14 protein-coding genes and 1 pseudogene are annotated in these 14468 nt (G+C 53.2%); 11 read left to right on the top strand and 4 right to left on the bottom strand.

What is annotated here, in order from left to right; translation table 11 throughout:
* Positions 1 to 151 precede the first annotated feature (151 nt).
* Positions 152 to 355 (top strand): helix-turn-helix domain-containing protein, encoded by a 204-nt coding sequence (locus NQ492_RS02195; protein ID WP_083810220.1) that lies wholly within the window; start codon positions 152 to 154, stop codon positions 353 to 355.
* A 12-nt stretch (positions 356 to 367) separates the two neighbouring features.
* Complete coding sequence (locus tag NQ492_RS02190; RefSeq protein ID WP_004311261.1) at positions 368 to 661, top strand: helix-turn-helix domain-containing protein; 294 nt, start codon at positions 368 to 370, stop codon at positions 659 to 661.
* A gap of 64 nt (positions 662 to 725) precedes the next feature.
* On the opposite strand, the gene NQ492_RS02185 is transcribed toward NQ492_RS02190, so the two are convergent.
* Positions 726 to 1937 (bottom strand): site-specific integrase, encoded by a 1212-nt coding sequence (locus NQ492_RS02185; RefSeq protein WP_004311260.1) that lies wholly within the window; start codon positions 1935 to 1937, stop codon positions 726 to 728.
* Positions 1938 to 1956: 19 nt separating this feature from the next.
* Complete coding sequence (locus NQ492_RS02180; RefSeq protein ID WP_004311259.1) at positions 1957 to 3186, bottom strand: site-specific integrase; 1230 nt, start codon at positions 3184 to 3186, stop codon at positions 1957 to 1959.
* A 206-nt stretch (positions 3187 to 3392) separates the two neighbouring features.
* Here NQ492_RS02180 and NQ492_RS02175 point away from each other — a divergent pair, with 206 nt between their 5' ends.
* Positions 3393 to 3668, top strand: coding sequence for a tyrosine-type recombinase/integrase (locus tag NQ492_RS02175; RefSeq protein ID WP_310592086.1), 276 nt, complete (start codon positions 3393 to 3395; stop codon positions 3666 to 3668).
* A 306-nt stretch (positions 3669 to 3974) separates the two neighbouring features.
* On the opposite strand, the gene NQ492_RS02170 is transcribed toward NQ492_RS02175, so the two are convergent.
* Both NQ492_RS02170 and NQ492_RS02165 read right to left on the bottom strand, forming a co-directional pair.
* A complete protein-coding gene (locus tag NQ492_RS02170) occupies positions 3975 to 4493 on the bottom strand; it encodes a DUF3408 domain-containing protein (RefSeq protein WP_149886948.1) in 519 nt (172 codons plus the stop codon).
* A gap of 105 nt (positions 4494 to 4598) precedes the next feature.
* On the bottom strand, positions 4599 to 4736 hold the full coding sequence (locus NQ492_RS02165; RefSeq protein ID WP_015546617.1) for a hypothetical protein: 138 nt from the start codon (positions 4734 to 4736) through the stop codon (positions 4599 to 4601).
* 185 nt (positions 4737 to 4921) lie between these two features.
* On the opposite strand from NQ492_RS02165, the gene NQ492_RS02160 reads away from it, so the two are divergent.
* From NQ492_RS02160 to NQ492_RS02125, 8 genes and pseudogenes are all read left to right on the top strand, one after another.
* Positions 4922 to 5425, top strand: coding sequence for a hypothetical protein (locus NQ492_RS02160; RefSeq protein WP_259873569.1), 504 nt, complete (start codon positions 4922 to 4924; stop codon positions 5423 to 5425).
* Positions 5422 to 6312 carry an IS3 family transposase gene (locus NQ492_RS02155; RefSeq protein WP_014774758.1) on the top strand — a complete coding sequence of 297 codons (891 nt, stop codon included), beginning with the start codon at positions 5422 to 5424 and terminating at the stop codon, positions 6310 to 6312. The genes NQ492_RS02160 and NQ492_RS02155 overlap by 4 nt, the downstream gene beginning before the upstream one ends.
* 193 nt (positions 6313 to 6505) lie before the next feature.
* Positions 6506 to 7002, top strand: a pseudogene (locus NQ492_RS02150) (plasmid mobilization protein).
* 234 nt (positions 7003 to 7236) lie between these two features.
* Complete coding sequence (locus NQ492_RS02145) at positions 7237 to 8034, top strand: glycerophosphodiester phosphodiesterase (protein WP_231839862.1); 798 nt, start codon at positions 7237 to 7239, stop codon at positions 8032 to 8034.
* 95 nt (positions 8035 to 8129) lie between these two features.
* On the top strand, positions 8130 to 9023 hold the full coding sequence (locus tag NQ492_RS02140) for an endonuclease/exonuclease/phosphatase family protein (protein WP_015546278.1): 894 nt from the start codon (positions 8130 to 8132) through the stop codon (positions 9021 to 9023).
* Between the two features lie 67 nt (positions 9024 to 9090).
* Positions 9091 to 9687 (top strand): RNA polymerase sigma factor, encoded by a 597-nt coding sequence (locus tag NQ492_RS02135; RefSeq protein ID WP_015546279.1) that lies wholly within the window; start codon positions 9091 to 9093, stop codon positions 9685 to 9687.
* Positions 9688 to 9758: 71 nt separating this feature from the next.
* Positions 9759 to 10961 (top strand): FecR domain-containing protein, encoded by a 1203-nt coding sequence (locus NQ492_RS02130; protein ID WP_015546280.1) that lies wholly within the window; start codon positions 9759 to 9761, stop codon positions 10959 to 10961.
* A gap of 303 nt (positions 10962 to 11264) precedes the next feature.
* On the top strand, positions 11265 to 14465 hold the full coding sequence (locus tag NQ492_RS02125; RefSeq protein WP_044054016.1) for a TonB-dependent receptor: 3201 nt from the start codon (positions 11265 to 11267) through the stop codon (positions 14463 to 14465).
* Positions 14466 to 14468: the final 3 nt, after the last annotated feature.

The following is a 14468-nucleotide window of genomic DNA, read 5'->3' as shown; positions in this document are numbered from 1 at the left end:
ATTCGCACTGATATTTAAACGAGTTGAAAATATGGAAATATGCTACATCGAGGCCGGTGTCCTTGAGAGGATGCTGGCGCGCGCCGAGAACCTGTCCGCACGTGTGGACAGATTGTATGAGAGAAACCGCTGTAAGGAACCCGGAGAGTGACTGGACGGCCAGGATGTCTGCCTGCGCCTTGACATCTCGCCGCGTACCCTGCAGACTCTCCGCGATACCGGACGGCTGGCGTTCACCCGCCTCCAGCGCAAGTTCTATTACAAGCCCGGGGATGTGGAGAAGCTGATGGCCTACGTCGGCATCAGACGCAAGGAGAAGGAGGTGAGAGAAAGAAGGAAGAACGGAAACCTTTAAAGAGCGGAAGAGATGGAAGGCATTATCGACAAGGAGAACGAACGTGTCCGCAGGTTCTTTGCCCTGCTGGACGACATGGAGAAAAAAGTGGAACGTCTTGCCCGTGACAACCGTCCTCCCTTCAACGGGGAACGGTTCCTGACCGACAGGGAGCTTTCCGGGATGTTGAAGATCAGCCGCAGGTGCCTGCAGGATTACAGGGACCAAGGACGGATTCCCTATATCCAGCTTGGCGGGAAGATCCTGTACAGGCAGTCGGACATCGAGAGGCTGCTGGAGGAGAACTATCACCCTGCATTGGTATAATATCGTATTTAAGTTTAAGGATTGTCGCCGGAATTGCATTTACGATTCCGGCGGCAGTTTTTATTTAGCCTGCGGCTTCCTTGCCGGCCGCGGGCTTTCTTCTTTCCATCAGCCGGTTCATGTCCGAGGATATCTTCCGGTCGGTGACCTGGGCGTAGACCTGCGTGCTGTCGATGTTCGTATGGCCCATCATCCTGGCGATGCTCTCTATCGGAATACCTGCGGTCAGTGTCAGGGTCCCGAACGAATGCCGGGCCATGTGGTAGGACAGGTTCTCTTTCATGCCTAATGCCACGCCCATTCCATGTACCTCATACCAGAGGACGTCGCGGACCGGCAGCGGGAATACCGGCCTGTCGTCATCCGTGGTGTTGTAAAGCTCCAGTATCTGTCCGGCTATGGGATGCAGCGGGATGAACGCCTCCACGTCCGTTTTGGCGCGGCGGATGCGGATATACCTTCTTCCTTCCGAAGTCGTTCCGATGTGACGGGGATGGAGAGCCCTCGTATCCGCGTAGGCCAGACCGGTCAGCGAGGAGAAGATGAACGTCCTGCGTGCCAGCTCCATCATCGGGTCGGGCAGCGGGGTTTCCATCATCCGCTTCAGTTCACTGCGGCTGATATGCCTTAGTTTAGGTGTTTCTTTCCTCTCGTATGCCACGTCCTCTATCGGATTGGCTCTTAGTATTTCCCGGTCCACGGCGATGTAGATGAGCCGGTTGAGCCAGCACAGGCAGTGGTTCACGTGTCCGTTCCTGTGTCCCAGCTCCTTCTTGAGAAAGACCTTGAACGATTCGGCGAACTCCTCGGTGATGTCCGAAAAGGCGATGTCCTTCATCCCGCGGGATTCGATGAACTGCCTGAGGTTGAGCTGGGTGGTCTTCGACTGGCGGTAGGTGGAAGTGGAGTTGATCTCCTTGGAGCGGACCCTGAGCCGTTCGCGTTCCACCTCTCCGGCCTGCAGGAGGTATTCCGGTACGGAATTGGCGCCTGACACGGTGGTCTTGAGCAGTTCGGCCGTGACCACTCCCTGGTTCCTCAGCAGGTTCCCGTACGCCTCTTCCAACCGGCTGCGGAAGGCGGCAAGGCGGTTGTTCTCCCTGGCTGTTTTGATTTCACACTTCTTGCTGTCCCAGTCCCCGGGTTTGCAATAGACGCCTGTCGTGACTGCCGATTTCTTTCCGTCGATGCTGATCCGGCAGAGGACGGCGGTCGTGCCGTCCGATTTCACCTTGTTACGGTTGATGTAGAATAAGAGCTTGAATGTACTGCGCATGATAATGATTGTTTAGGGATTAAAGGATAAGTTTCAAATCGCGGGTTGCCTCGACGAACCTGTCCATGTCCTCGAACAGCTTCTTCGGGGTTACGCGCGCGTATATCTGGGTGGTCTTTATGTTGGAGTGTCCCAGCATTTTGCAGATGGTCTCTATCGGCACTCCCTCCTCGAGCGTGACCAGCGAGGCGAAAGAATGCCGTCCCATGTGGTAGACAAGGTCCTGGCTCAGCCCTGCCATCAGGCGCAGGGATTTCATATTGGCCCTGAGCGTGTGGTAGTCCTGCGGCGGGAAAAGAGTCTCGCGGGTATCGTCCCGGTATTTCTCAATCAACGCGACGGCTTCCGGAAGCAGCTTGACACGTCCGAGGTAGTCGGTTTTCTTTCGCTGGTATTTCAGCCAGAGGCTGCCCTCGTCATCCCGGAAGAGGTTCTTCCGGGTGATGCTTACCGCATCGGCATAGGCGGTGCCGGTGTAACAGGCGAAGAGGAAGAGGTCCCGGGTGATGACATGTGACCTGCGTTTTTCCGGTATCTCCAGATCACGCAGCTTCTCGAAATTCTCACGGCTGAGTGCTTTCGGTGTTGTCTCCTTCTGCTTGGGCAGCTTGAAGTGGCAGAAATGGTATTTCTCCGAGTGGCCCTCCTTGTAGGCGATGCGGCAGATCTTTTTCAAGATGGCCAGGTAGCCGCGAAGCGTGTCCACGGCATATCCCTTTTCCAGAAGGATGAAATCCTGATAGTCGCGGATGAACTGCTCGTTGAGCTGCCCGAAGACAAGGTCCGGAACCTTGAATTTCGCCTTGATGAATTCGGAAAGCGTGCGGTAGGTGAAGAGGTAGGTCGAGAGTGTGGTGGGCGCACGGTCCACACCGACACGGGCCTTCATTTCCCCGTTATGCCGGTCGAGAAGTTTGAGCAGGGTCATCTGCATGCCCGCATTGCCCTGGAACATGTCCCTGACCGCGGCGGCATCGAAATCCCTTTTTCTTTCCATGAGGGAATTGAAGGCCGAGTGTACGGCAAGCAGCAGTCTTTCTATTTTTTCATTGGTCTCCACCGCTTCCCGGCTCTTGCCGTTCAGCCGGCTCTCACGCGCGTTCCACAGCCCGGGGGTGCAGGAGAGCTTGCAGCTGAACTGCGCCATCGTGCGGTTGAGGGTGATCCGTCCCATGATCGGGGCTTTGCCGGTCTTGTCCGGCTCGCTCTTTTTCAGGTAGAGCAGCACCTTGAATTTTTCCACTTTCATAACGCTCTTTTTTAGGTTGTAAAAATACTCCTTTGAAAAGCGTCCTTTGGCATGCAAAACATTGAGAAACAGTGAATACAAATCCGCTTTGTTCTTATCGGTAAAAATTCGGTTACCTGCCGTCGTTTCCGAAACAGACGGCTAACAGTCTGGTAACTGAAACGTCGCAATATTTTGTTTTCTTTTGCAGGTCTGTCTGTTCTGCAATTCTCGCAAAATGCTTAATTATAAACGTTTTACGTTTAATTATCGTCATTCTGTTTTTTATTGCATTTCTAAATATTACTTATACAGCGCGGCATACCTTCGCCACGACGGTTACGCTCACGCAGGGCGTACCGCTGGAAACGGTCAGCAAGATGCTGGGGCATAAGCGGATCACCACGACCCAAATCTATGCTAAGATCACCAATGATAAAATCGGACAGGATATGGCGGCATTAAGCGAGAAACTCAGCAGCGTCTTCAAGGTCGCACAGTAATGGCCTACGATCTTACAGCTAGTTCGATTTCCGATCTTGCTTCGTCAATAGCAGGGTAATTTTCGATGTAAGTTTTCCCGCCGGCAGGGAATTTATCGTCAGAGATGGAAATATGCAAGGCCATGCGAATCGCCCGAGGGGCGAGCCTTGCATATTTCCATCCCCGGCGTTTTGCTGGTCGCTACCGTCGGAAAAGGCGACATTCTGCGGCTCCTGACGATCCGGTTCTGATGTTCAGCCGCGAGCGGCCTGCCCGTTCGACGGCCCCTTCCGTCCTGCTATCTGCCGTCGAAATACCCCGCTTTTTCAAAACGGCCGTCTGTTGTTCTTCTTCTCGTGGAGATAATTCAACTCGTCGCTGTAAATGTCCATGACGAACCGCAGCATATTGTCGGCCAATGCCGTAAGCCTTGTCGTATCGTCTCCCAGCAGGTGGAGGATTGCCGACACTTTGCACTTGGTTTGGGTACTGACATAGATCGCAGAGCGATTACGGCAATCCACCGGAGCGAAGAACATGCGTTCGAAATCCGGAAGCGCGAGCTTTTTACGCCGGAATCCGGCCGACTCCTTTCCAGTAGTCGTTTGGGTGTCGACGTCTGTTTTCTCAGCAGTCGGTGCCGATGCTCCGGATACCGTTTCCGATGTGTTTCCCTCGGGAGTGTCCGTATCTTCCTCTTCCGGTTCGGGAATCCTGCGGACGACTTTCGAATCCAAAGGGGCCTGTCCGGCGATCATCTGACGCATCAACTCCTCGTCGACTTCGATACGGGGATGTTTAGAAGGATTGGGTGCAGGTTTGTCTGTTTCTTTCAATGAATCCATGGTGCAACGTTTTTGAGATTGATTGTTAGCTATACGGTCGTAAAGCGTGTATGTTTGGTTTTATGTTTTAAACCATTCAAAATATCGTTTTCCGTTTCATGCGGTTTATATCGGGATAACGGCCGGCGAATCCATAGGAACCAGTCCGGCGATCATCCGACGCATCATCTCTTCGTCGACCTCGATATGGGGACACTTTAAAGGTTTGGGTGCGAGTTTGTCTTTTTCTTTTAATGAATCCATGGTACAACATTTTTAAGATTGAATGTTCGTTTTGCAGTCGTAAAGCATGTGTGTTCGGTTTTATGTTTTAAACCATTCAAAATACCGTTTCCCGTTTCATGCGGTTTATATCGGGATAATGAACGGAATAAGAAAACCGACCTTTCATGCTGCAAGATACAACCGGGTGAAATACCTTGGTTCCGATGTCCGCTCCAGACCGCTCCAGTCCGCACCGATGGATTTTTTTTGCCCTGTCCCGTCCTGAAAAAGGTTTACAGAAAAGAGTAAATCTTATGCAGCAAACAACGAATTCAGACTTATCGCGTCATTATTTACCGCGTCAGTTGCGTCATCTGATTTTACAGGAGTATTTGAGCGGAGTCAAGACGGCTCGCCAACTCTCCGAAGAACATGGTATTCCCATGTCTACGATTCATAAGATGGGTCAGCGCTGGAAAGCGAAAAATAGTTGTAGCTTTGTGAGTACCCCTAATCCTTATCCGATCATGTCCCGCGTTACTAGTGAAGAAGCCAGTGAATTATTATCCGAGAACAAAGCCCTTCGGCGGCGCTTGGAAGAGGCTTTATTACGTCTGGAAGGCTATGAGATCATGGGAGATATCCTCCAAGAAGAATACGGTATCGACCTGCTAAAAAAATCCGCAGCCGGACAGTCCAGCGTCTCAAAGAAAGACACACAGCAATGAGCCTATCGTTTCTGTGCGGGTTGTTCGGCTATACCCGTCAGGCCTATTATAAACATTTACGGCGTAATAGGGAAGGATCTTTGTCCGACACCCTTCTTTTGGAGCGGGTGGGTTACTACCGGAAACTGATGCCCAGGCTCGGCGGTCGTAAACTGTGGCATTTGCTGCAACAAGACGGATTTCCGGTCAGTCGGGATCGGTTATTTACGCTGCTTTCGGAAAACAATCTTCTGGTCAAACGTCGGAAGAAATACAGCGTTACGACCTGCTCGCGGCACTGGATGCGTAAATATCCGAATCTGATCCGGGGTTTCGACCTCGAGCGGCCGCATCGTTTATGGGTCGGAGATATTACGTACATTTCTTTGAAAGAAGGATTTGCATATCTGGCTTTGATAACGGATGCCTATTCCAAACGGATCGTAGGCTATGATCTGAATACGACATTGGAACGGGACGGAGCGCTCCGTGCACTGAGGATGGCCATAGACCAGACTCCGCAGCAAAAACGGCAAGGGTTAATCCATCATTCGGACAGAGGATGCCAATATTGTTCGAAAGAATATGTGAAATTGCTGACCGATAATGGGATTCGCATCAGCATGACTGAAAAGGGCGATCCGTATGAGAATGCCGTTGCCGAACGGGTGAACGGTATTCTGAAGAGCGAATGGATCGACGAGGAATGTTTTGAAAGTTTTCAGGCAGCAAAAGAACGCATCGACCAGATCGTTATCCTTTACAATTCACTCAGACCTCATGCCAGCTGCGATTGGCTTACGCCCTTGGAAGCGGAACTTAGAACCGGGAAACTCAAACATCATTGGGGCCGAAAGACGGTTGTTCGGAAGGCATATGTAAACTTATATCAGGACAATATTTTTTGAACCAAAATGTTTATCTTTAATTATCAATCACTGTAAACCTTTTTCAGGACGGGACACCCCGAAACGGTTGTAATATTGCACCGGGAACCGACCCGGCTCCGGAAGCCGCAACGGAGGATTTTCGAAACTTTGGTCAGAGATTCTCCGGCGCGGATTTTTGTTGTCGCCAGACAACAGCGAGCTGTACCTTTGTATGCCGAAAAGTTTTTCGGCATATAAAGGTGCTCGCTCTGCGAGGCTGGGCGTTCTCCCGAGTCGCGACCCTTTTTTAAGCCATATATGGATACCAATCGTAAACAGACAAACAGAAATGCCCGGAAGCCTGAAACTGCGAGTTATAAGTACTCTTTCCGGCTCAATGAAGAGCAAAATATTCGCTTCAAGGAGTTGCTTTGTAAAGCCGGATCGGAGCATAACCGCAGCCGTTTTATCGTCAAAAGAATCTTCGCCGAGGAGTTCGTTGTCGTCAGACGCGATCCGTCGAAGACGCAGTTCGTCGCCCGGCTGAACGATTTTTATTTCCAGTTTCAGAAACTCGCCAACAACTATAATCAGATTGTAAAGGTCATCAATGCGCACTTCTCCAACATTGCAATCCCGCATCAGATCGCCGCATTGGAACAGCGCACGAGGGAATTGAAAGCCTTTAGTATCGAGATTCTCAACCTTGTAAAAAAGGCTGCGCAGTGACTACAATGCTTCTGTCCACAACAAACAATATCTCAATAAATGAAAACATCTGTGTGACAATGCAAAACAGGGATACTAGCCATTTTTATTCGGTTTTCCCTTTCCCTGAATACAAATGCAAGATTATCGATTTATATTACTTTAGTTAACAGGGAAGAAAAAATATGCTATTTTTTATCAGTACTTTTTTCACACTTCGCTGTCCTTATGATAAACCACCTAAAAACCATAAAAATGAACGGAACTATACGCACATTTCTTCTGATGCTCCTCTTGAGCACAATAATGCCCGCCATAGGCCAGACGGCCGGCAAAGGTGTACAAACCAAGGTCATCTCCCACCGTGGCTACTGGAAAACCGAAGGATCGGCCCAGAACTCGGTGACCTCCTTCCTGAAAGCCGACTCCATTAGCAGTTACGGCTCCGAACTCGACGTGTGGCTGACGGCTGACAGCGTTCTTATCGCCAATCACGACCGGGTATTCAAGGGCCTTGCCATGGAAACCTCCCTCTCGGGAGATATCCTTGCGACTAGACTCAGTAACGGAGAGTACGTTCCTTCTTTCGAAGCCATACTCGGCGCCATGCGGAAAACATCGGCAACCCGGCTGATTCTGGAGATCAAGAACCTCAAAGACAAGTCGAAATACCCTTACGAAGTAGGGCTCGTCGCAAGGCTGCTCGAAAAATACGGTGTCGCCGACCGCACCGAAATCATCGTCTTCGCCCACGAACTGGGAGCGGAGTGCATCCGGCAGATGCCCGGAACGCGGGTCTTCCACCTCAACGGCGACCTCACCCCGGCAGAACTCAAAGAGCGGGGATATGCCGGAATGGATTACCGCAACACTATCCTCAAAGCCAACGAACACTGGGTCGCCGAAGCACATGCTCTCGGGCTGGAAGTAAATGTCTGGACGGTGAACACACGGGAAGAGATGGAGTATTTCCTCAATCTGGGCGTCGATTACATCACGACGGATGAACCCGAACTGCTTCAGGCGTTGATCCGGGAACGCAGCGGGAAATAGCGGAAAATTTTTCGAAAAACAATTTTTCTCGGAAAATAAGTACTTTTCCGGGAGATGATTGTTCCTTATTACAGATAACCCAGACTACCGACCCAATGAAAACCATCCAAAAACTCACTGCAGCGATCCTCCTTACGGCATCGTGCGCAGGCCTGTCCGTCTCCTGCGTCCCGCGGAGCGAAACGAAAAACCTGAAAATAATCTGTTACAACATCCTTTACGGGATGCGGAGGGATACGACCCAGGGAAAACGTCTGTTCGCGGAATGGGTCCGGCAGCAGAATCCGGACATTCTGGCCCTGCAGGAGGTCAACGATTTCACGCAGTTCACGCTCGAAACGCTCGCCGCCGAATACGGCCACGACTACGCCGTCATCAGCAAGGACCCGAAACTCATTCCGGGTTCGGTCGGATCGAGGACGAAATTCCCGGTGTCGATCTCCTCCAAATCGCCCGTCGTCAACGTGGACAAGGTCCTCGACAACATGTGGCATGGCTTCATCAAATGCAAGGTCGAAGGATACAACGTCATCGTCCTGCACCTGAACCCTCACCTGTACGAAGCCCGCCGCCGGGAGATCCGAACCGTTCTCGAAACGGTAAAACAGAGCGGTCTGTTCGAGAAATGGATCATCATGGGCGACTTCAACACGGTTTCGCCCCTCGACAGCGCGGTCTATGCCGACGGCAAATACCTGCAACGGAAAAAGGAGCAGGAGAAAGTGCACACCCGCAACAACAACCTCCCGGACGGACAACTCGACTTCGCTGTCAGCCAGGCGATCCTCGACTTCGGGTTCGTGGACGCCGGGTGGGCGGACAGGGAGAACTACCGGAAAGACGGCTTCACACGCCGCATCGACTTTATCTACGTCTCCCCCGACCTCCGGGACCGGATCGTGAGCTGCCGGTATATCACCGACGACTTCACGGCCGCCTATTCCGACCACATCCCGGTGGAACTGGTTCTGAAGCACGATTCCGAATGATCCCTTTTCCATATCCGTAAAATTTTCGTATTTTTGGATAAATCCGACAACCCAATAGCGTGCCCCGATGTACCAGAAGGAGATAATCGTACAGGATTCTTTGTGGCAATCGTTCGTCAACGGAAGCCGGGAGGCCTATGCCCGGCTCTATGAACTCTATGTCCGGCCGATGTACCTCTACGGACTGCACTTCTGCGACGACAGGCAGATCATCGAGGATGCCATCCACGACATATTCGTCCGCATCTACGTCAACCGGGAACGGCTACCAGAACTGAAGAACGTGAAACTCTACTTGCTCATCTCGCTCAAAAACACCTTGCTCAACCATGCTAACAGCAAGAGTTTCCGGTTTCGAATGGACATTTCAGTCTGCCGCCAACTCCATGACCAGTCGGACCTGGAAGAGACGATCGTCAGGAAGGAGGAGAGCGACCGTTCCAGACAACTCGTCGCCGAAATGGAGAGGAACCTCTCGGCACGCCAGAAGCAAGCAGTCTACTATCGGTTCGTGGAGCAAATGCACTACAACGAGATCGGAGCGATGATGGAGATCAACAGCCAGTCGGCCAAGAATCTGGTCCATTCGTCGATCAAGAAAATCCGCGAGATCTATCCCCATCTCTCCGGGGCTTTCCTGTTACTGCTTTTCAGCTCCCTGTAAACGTTCTCGCCGGCAAAAGGAGTACTTTTCCGGTTCCACCTTGTCCTTATACCAGAAGCCAACGATAACGCATGAAAAGAGATTACACCCATATCAGCACGGAGGAACTGCTCCAAGACGATTTTTTCATCTCGTCCATCATCAATCCCACGGAAGAAACACAAATATTCTGGGAGCGCCGACTGGCCGACGGTAACATCGACCCAGAAGTTTTCCGCGAAGCTCGCAATATCCTACTCTCTCTAAACAGGGCACCCCATCGGACCGACGTTCCCGAAGAACGTATTGAAAAACTATGGGAACGCATCGAGGATTCGGTGAACGGTGTGCGTCCCGCGTCGCGCCGCACACCGGCAGCGAAGAGATGGATGTGGCCGGCCGCACTGGTAGCATCGGCGGCATGTATCGCCGTGGCCATCATACTGCGTCCTCTGACGGGCCCGGACAACGGAACGACGACCATAAACGGCACCGACGTCCGCACACTGGCCCATACAGAGGATACGAACTATATCAAACTGGTTCTGGGCGAAAAGGTGGTCGAAATGCCGGGGGACGAAGCTCGAGTGGATTACAGCCGGAATGGCCTGACGATCAACGAACAGGAGATTGCCGGACAAGACCGGGAGCAGGGAAAGCTCAACCTGCTAGCCGTGCCCTACGGCAAACGTTCGACACTGATCCTCGCCGACAGCAGCCGGCTGTGGATAAATGCCGGAACGAAAGTGATCTACCCTGAAAAGTTCGCCGGCGACCGGAGGGAAATCTACGTCGACGGAGAGGTGTACGGCGAAATCGCCCATAACCTGGCATGGCCGTTCGTGATCAAGACCAAACGCGCGGGTATCGAGGTTCTGGGAACCACCCTCAATGTCAACGCCTATGAAAAGGAGGAGGAGTTGTCGGTGGTGCTGGTAGGCGGAAAGGTCGCCGTGACCAACGCCAAAGGCCGCAAATCGGAACTCGCCCCGAACCAGATGTATTTCTCGTCCGGGGAACACGACTACATCACGGCGGTCGACGTGGAGGAGTACGTCTCCTGGAAGGACGGCAACTACAAGTTCCGCAACGAAAAGATCGCCACCATCGTCAAACGGCTCTCCAAATACTACAACATCAACATCGTGGCCGATCTCTCGACGTCGGGGCTCACCTGCTCCGGAGAACTCATCCTCAAAGACGAACTCATCCGCGTACTCGATGTAATCTGTAACACCGCCCAGATTCAGTACACGTGGGACAGCGAAAAACGCACCTATATGCTGCACCGATAACCGACCTAAGTCTAACCGAAAAACCTGAATTGCCTATGATAATACGATAAAGCCCCCCCCCAAAAAAAAACAAGGCAGGCGATCCGCTAAAACCTCCTGCCCTGCGTCATTTGACATTACGGTAATAGGTAAACCATCAAATAACTTTACAAATATATGAAGAAAAAACCGGACTTTAAAACTTGGGCCGCAAAGATACTCCGGCCCCTTTTGCTGACGCTCCTATGCATTCCGGCATTTTCGTCGACTGCATCAGCCCAGAGCGAAAGAAAAGTATTTTCCGTTTCGGTCGAAAACAAGTCGATGTCGGAAACGCTCGACGAGATCAGCCGGATCAGCGGTTACTCGTTCTTTTACTACGACGGGCTGTTCAGTTCGGCCCGCAAAGTGACCCTCAAAACCACCAACCTCACCATCCGCCAGACCCTCGACAAACTCTTCGAAGGAAGCGAGAACACCTACGCCATCGACGGACAGCAGGTATTCATCCGCCGGGCCCCGGCAAAAAAGCAGCAGGCCCCCAAATCCGAGACCATAACCGGATGGGTGCTGGACAAGAACAACGCCCCCGTTTCGGGAGCCACCGTCATCGTCGCAGGCACGAACAAAGGCGTCACCAGCGGCATCCAGGGCGGATTCCAGCTGAGCGACATCACGCTTCCCGCGACGCTCAACATCTCGTTCCTCGGCTACGAACCCCGCACGGTGGTCGTCACGCCGCAGAACAAGGACCAGTTGACGGTCGTGCTCAACGAAGAGTCCAAACTGGTGGACGATATCGTGGTGGTCGGCTACGGAACCCAGCGCCGCGGCATGGTGTCGAGCGCCATCAGCAAGATGGTGGTCGACGAGAACAACCAGCGTCAGGTGGCCAGCCCCGGACAGCTGCTCCAAGGCCGTGTGGCCGGCGTTATTTCCACGACGGGATCGGGAAACCTCGGCTCGGGCGAACGTATGAGCATCCGGGGTATCTCCTCGATCAGCGCGGGCAACGAGCCCCTTTACGTTATCGACGGCATTCCGATCACCAACGAAGACGCCAATATCTTCAACTTCGGAGAGACCATGAGTTCCATGGCGACCATCGCCGTCAACGACATCGAGTCAATCGAAGTCCTCAAAGACGCGGCATCGGCCGCCATCTACGGATCGCGGGCCTCCAACGGCGTGGTGCTCATCACCACCAAGTCGGGCCGCGAGGGAAAAGCCACGCTTCGGCTCAACTTCCAAGCGGGCATCTCGCAATTCCCCAACCTCCGGAGGGTGAAGATGGCCAACTCAAAACAGTATATCGAAGCCTATAACGAAGGCGTCGACAACTACAACCGCCAGTACGGTTATCAAGTCGGGGACGCAGACTACCAAGTCCACATTCAGAACCCCTTCGGCACGATGCCCGACACCGACTGGATGAAGATCGGCACGCAGCTGGGCCGGAGCTACAACGTCGATGTCTCCGTGTCTGGAGGCAACGCCAAGACCACCTATTACGTGGGCGGAAGCTATAACGACCAGACCGGCGTCATCCGCACCAACGCCATGCGCAAGGCGAACCTCAAGGCCAAAGTGACGCAGAAATTCGCCAAATGGCTGGAGGTGGGCGCCAACGTTTCGGGCAATTATATGAAGAACGACCAGATTCCCGGCTCCAACATCGGCTCGTCGATCCTGGAACGCCTGATTCACCAGCGCCCTATCGACCATGTCTATACACCGGGGGGGGGATATTACACCGGCGGCACTCCCCAACTTACGTTCCACAACCCCGTGCAGATCCTCGACGAGCAGATCGCCTATATCGAGAATTACCGCATCTTGGGCAATTTCTTCGCCAAGTTCAACTTTTTCGACGACAAACTGCAAATTCAGGCCAACTACAACGCCGACCTGAGCTTCACCTACGACTATACCTACTATAACGAGAACCATCCCTACGGTACGGGCGTGGGACGTCTGGTGGAGGCTTACCGCCACGTGCCCAACACCACGTTCGAGGTCTACGCCAACTATAACGACAAGTTCGGCGACGTCGATTTCAGTGCCATGCTGGGCCACTCCTATCAGGATGTGACCCGCAAGCAGAATTACGTCGACGTGCGCGGATTCCCCTCGCCGTCGTTCAACATCGTCAATGCAGCGGCGGAATTCTACAACGTCACCGGAACGCTCAACGAATACGCGATGGAGTCCTATTTCGGACGTATCACCGCCGGCTACAAAGACCGTTACATGCTCACCGCGACATTGCGCACGGACGGTTCGTCGAAATTCGCCCCCGAGAACCGCTGGGGCTGGTTCCCCTCCGTTTCGTTCGGATGGAACCTCGGCAACGAGCCCTTCATGGAGGACTCGGGCATCGACCTGAAATTCCGCGCCAGCTACGGACGCACCGGCAACCAGGAGGGCATCAGCCCCTGGGCCTATCACGCCAAGATGTCCGGCGGCAAGAACTACGGAGGACAAAGCGGTATCGCGGTGTCCGACTTCGGGAACCGGAATCTTCGCTGGGAAAAGGCCGACCAGTATGACGTCGGATTCGACCTGGCCTTCCTGAAAGGCAAGGTCAACATGATCTTCGACATCTACCAGAAAAACACATTCGACCTGCTTTACAACAAGCCGGTGGCTGCCCATACGGGAACGACCTCGACCCTCTCGAATATCGGATCGATCCGTAACCGGGGCGTGGAATTCACCCTCAACACCCACTTCAACTTCGGCAAGCACTTCTCCTGGCTCTCGCAGTTCAACATCTCCCACAACAAGAACATCATCAAGTCGCTCACGGGCGAGGACATCATCGGTTCCAACCGCATCCTCCGCGCAGGCGAGGAAGTGGGTTCGTGGTACGTGTTCGAACAGCTCGGCATCTACCAGTACGACGGAGAGGTTCCCGATCCGCAGTATGCCGACGGAATCCGGGCCGGCGACGTCAAATGGAGGGATGTCAACAACGACGGACAAGTCACCGACGAGGACCGCGTAATCCAGGGCTCTTCAAACCCCAAGTTCTTCGGCGGATGGAACAATACATTCAAGTGGAAGGGTCTGCGTCTCGACGTCTTTTTCACCTACCAGTACGGCAACAAGGTGCTGGCCGAATGGATGATCAACGCCGCGCGTCTCAGCCACACGTCGAACGTACTGGCGTCGCAGGTCGAGAACCGGTGGACGGGCCCGGGCAGCACCAACGAATACCCGCGCGCCATCTTCAACCGGGCGACCCCCAACGTGCGCAACTCATCGCGTATCCTGCACGACGGCTCTTTCATTCGGCTCCGCAGCCTCGTCCTGGGATACGAATTCCCGGCGGCAATCACGTCGAAGCTCCGCATGAAAGGACTCCGCATCTACTTTCAGGGCGACAACCTGTTCCTCATCTCGAAATATCCCGGCTGGGATCCGGATGTCAGCAAGGATCTCAATCCGTTGTATTACGGCGTCGACCGGCTTACCGTACCCCAGCCGCGTATGTTCACTTTCGGTATCAACATAACCATCTAAACG

It is taken from the genome of Alistipes shahii WAL 8301 (genome assembly GCF_025145845.1).
GTDB lineage: Bacteria > Bacteroidota > Bacteroidia > Bacteroidales > Rikenellaceae > Alistipes > Alistipes shahii.
This window is presented reverse-complemented; position numbering and strand designations above follow the sequence as displayed.

What these genes read in the sequence shown, in the direction of transcription:
- NQ492_RS02170 (WP_149886948.1), bottom strand. Translation starts at nt 4,493, where the DNA reads ATGGATTCATTGAAAGAAACAGACAAACCTGCACCCAATCCTTCTAAA.
- NQ492_RS02185 (WP_004311260.1), bottom strand. Translation starts at nt 1,937, where the DNA reads ATGCGCAGTACATTCAAGCTCTTATTCTACATCAACCGTAACAAGGTG.
- NQ492_RS02180 (WP_004311259.1), bottom strand. Translation starts at nt 3,186, where the DNA reads ATGAAAGTGGAAAAATTCAAGGTGCTGCTCTACCTGAAAAAGAGCGAG.
- NQ492_RS02140 (WP_015546278.1), top strand. Translation starts at nt 8,130, where the DNA reads ATGAAAACCATCCAAAAACTCACTGCAGCGATCCTCCTTACGGCATCG.
- NQ492_RS02155 (WP_014774758.1), top strand. Translation starts at nt 5,422, where the DNA reads ATGAGCCTATCGTTTCTGTGCGGGTTGTTCGGCTATACCCGTCAGGCC.
- NQ492_RS02135 (WP_015546279.1), top strand. Translation starts at nt 9,091, where the DNA reads ATGTACCAGAAGGAGATAATCGTACAGGATTCTTTGTGGCAATCGTTC.
- NQ492_RS02125 (WP_044054016.1), top strand. Translation starts at nt 11,265, where the DNA reads ATGTCGGAAACGCTCGACGAGATCAGCCGGATCAGCGGTTACTCGTTC.
- NQ492_RS02190 (WP_004311261.1), top strand. Translation starts at nt 368, where the DNA reads ATGGAAGGCATTATCGACAAGGAGAACGAACGTGTCCGCAGGTTCTTT.
- NQ492_RS02145 (WP_231839862.1), top strand. Translation starts at nt 7,237, where the DNA reads ATGAACGGAACTATACGCACATTTCTTCTGATGCTCCTCTTGAGCACA.
- NQ492_RS02160 (WP_259873569.1), top strand. Translation starts at nt 4,922, where the DNA reads ATGTCCGCTCCAGACCGCTCCAGTCCGCACCGATGGATTTTTTTTGCC.
- NQ492_RS02165 (WP_015546617.1), bottom strand. Translation starts at nt 4,736, where the DNA reads ATGGATTCATTAAAAGAAAAAGACAAACTCGCACCCAAACCTTTAAAG.
- NQ492_RS02130 (WP_015546280.1), top strand. Translation starts at nt 9,759, where the DNA reads ATGAAAAGAGATTACACCCATATCAGCACGGAGGAACTGCTCCAAGAC.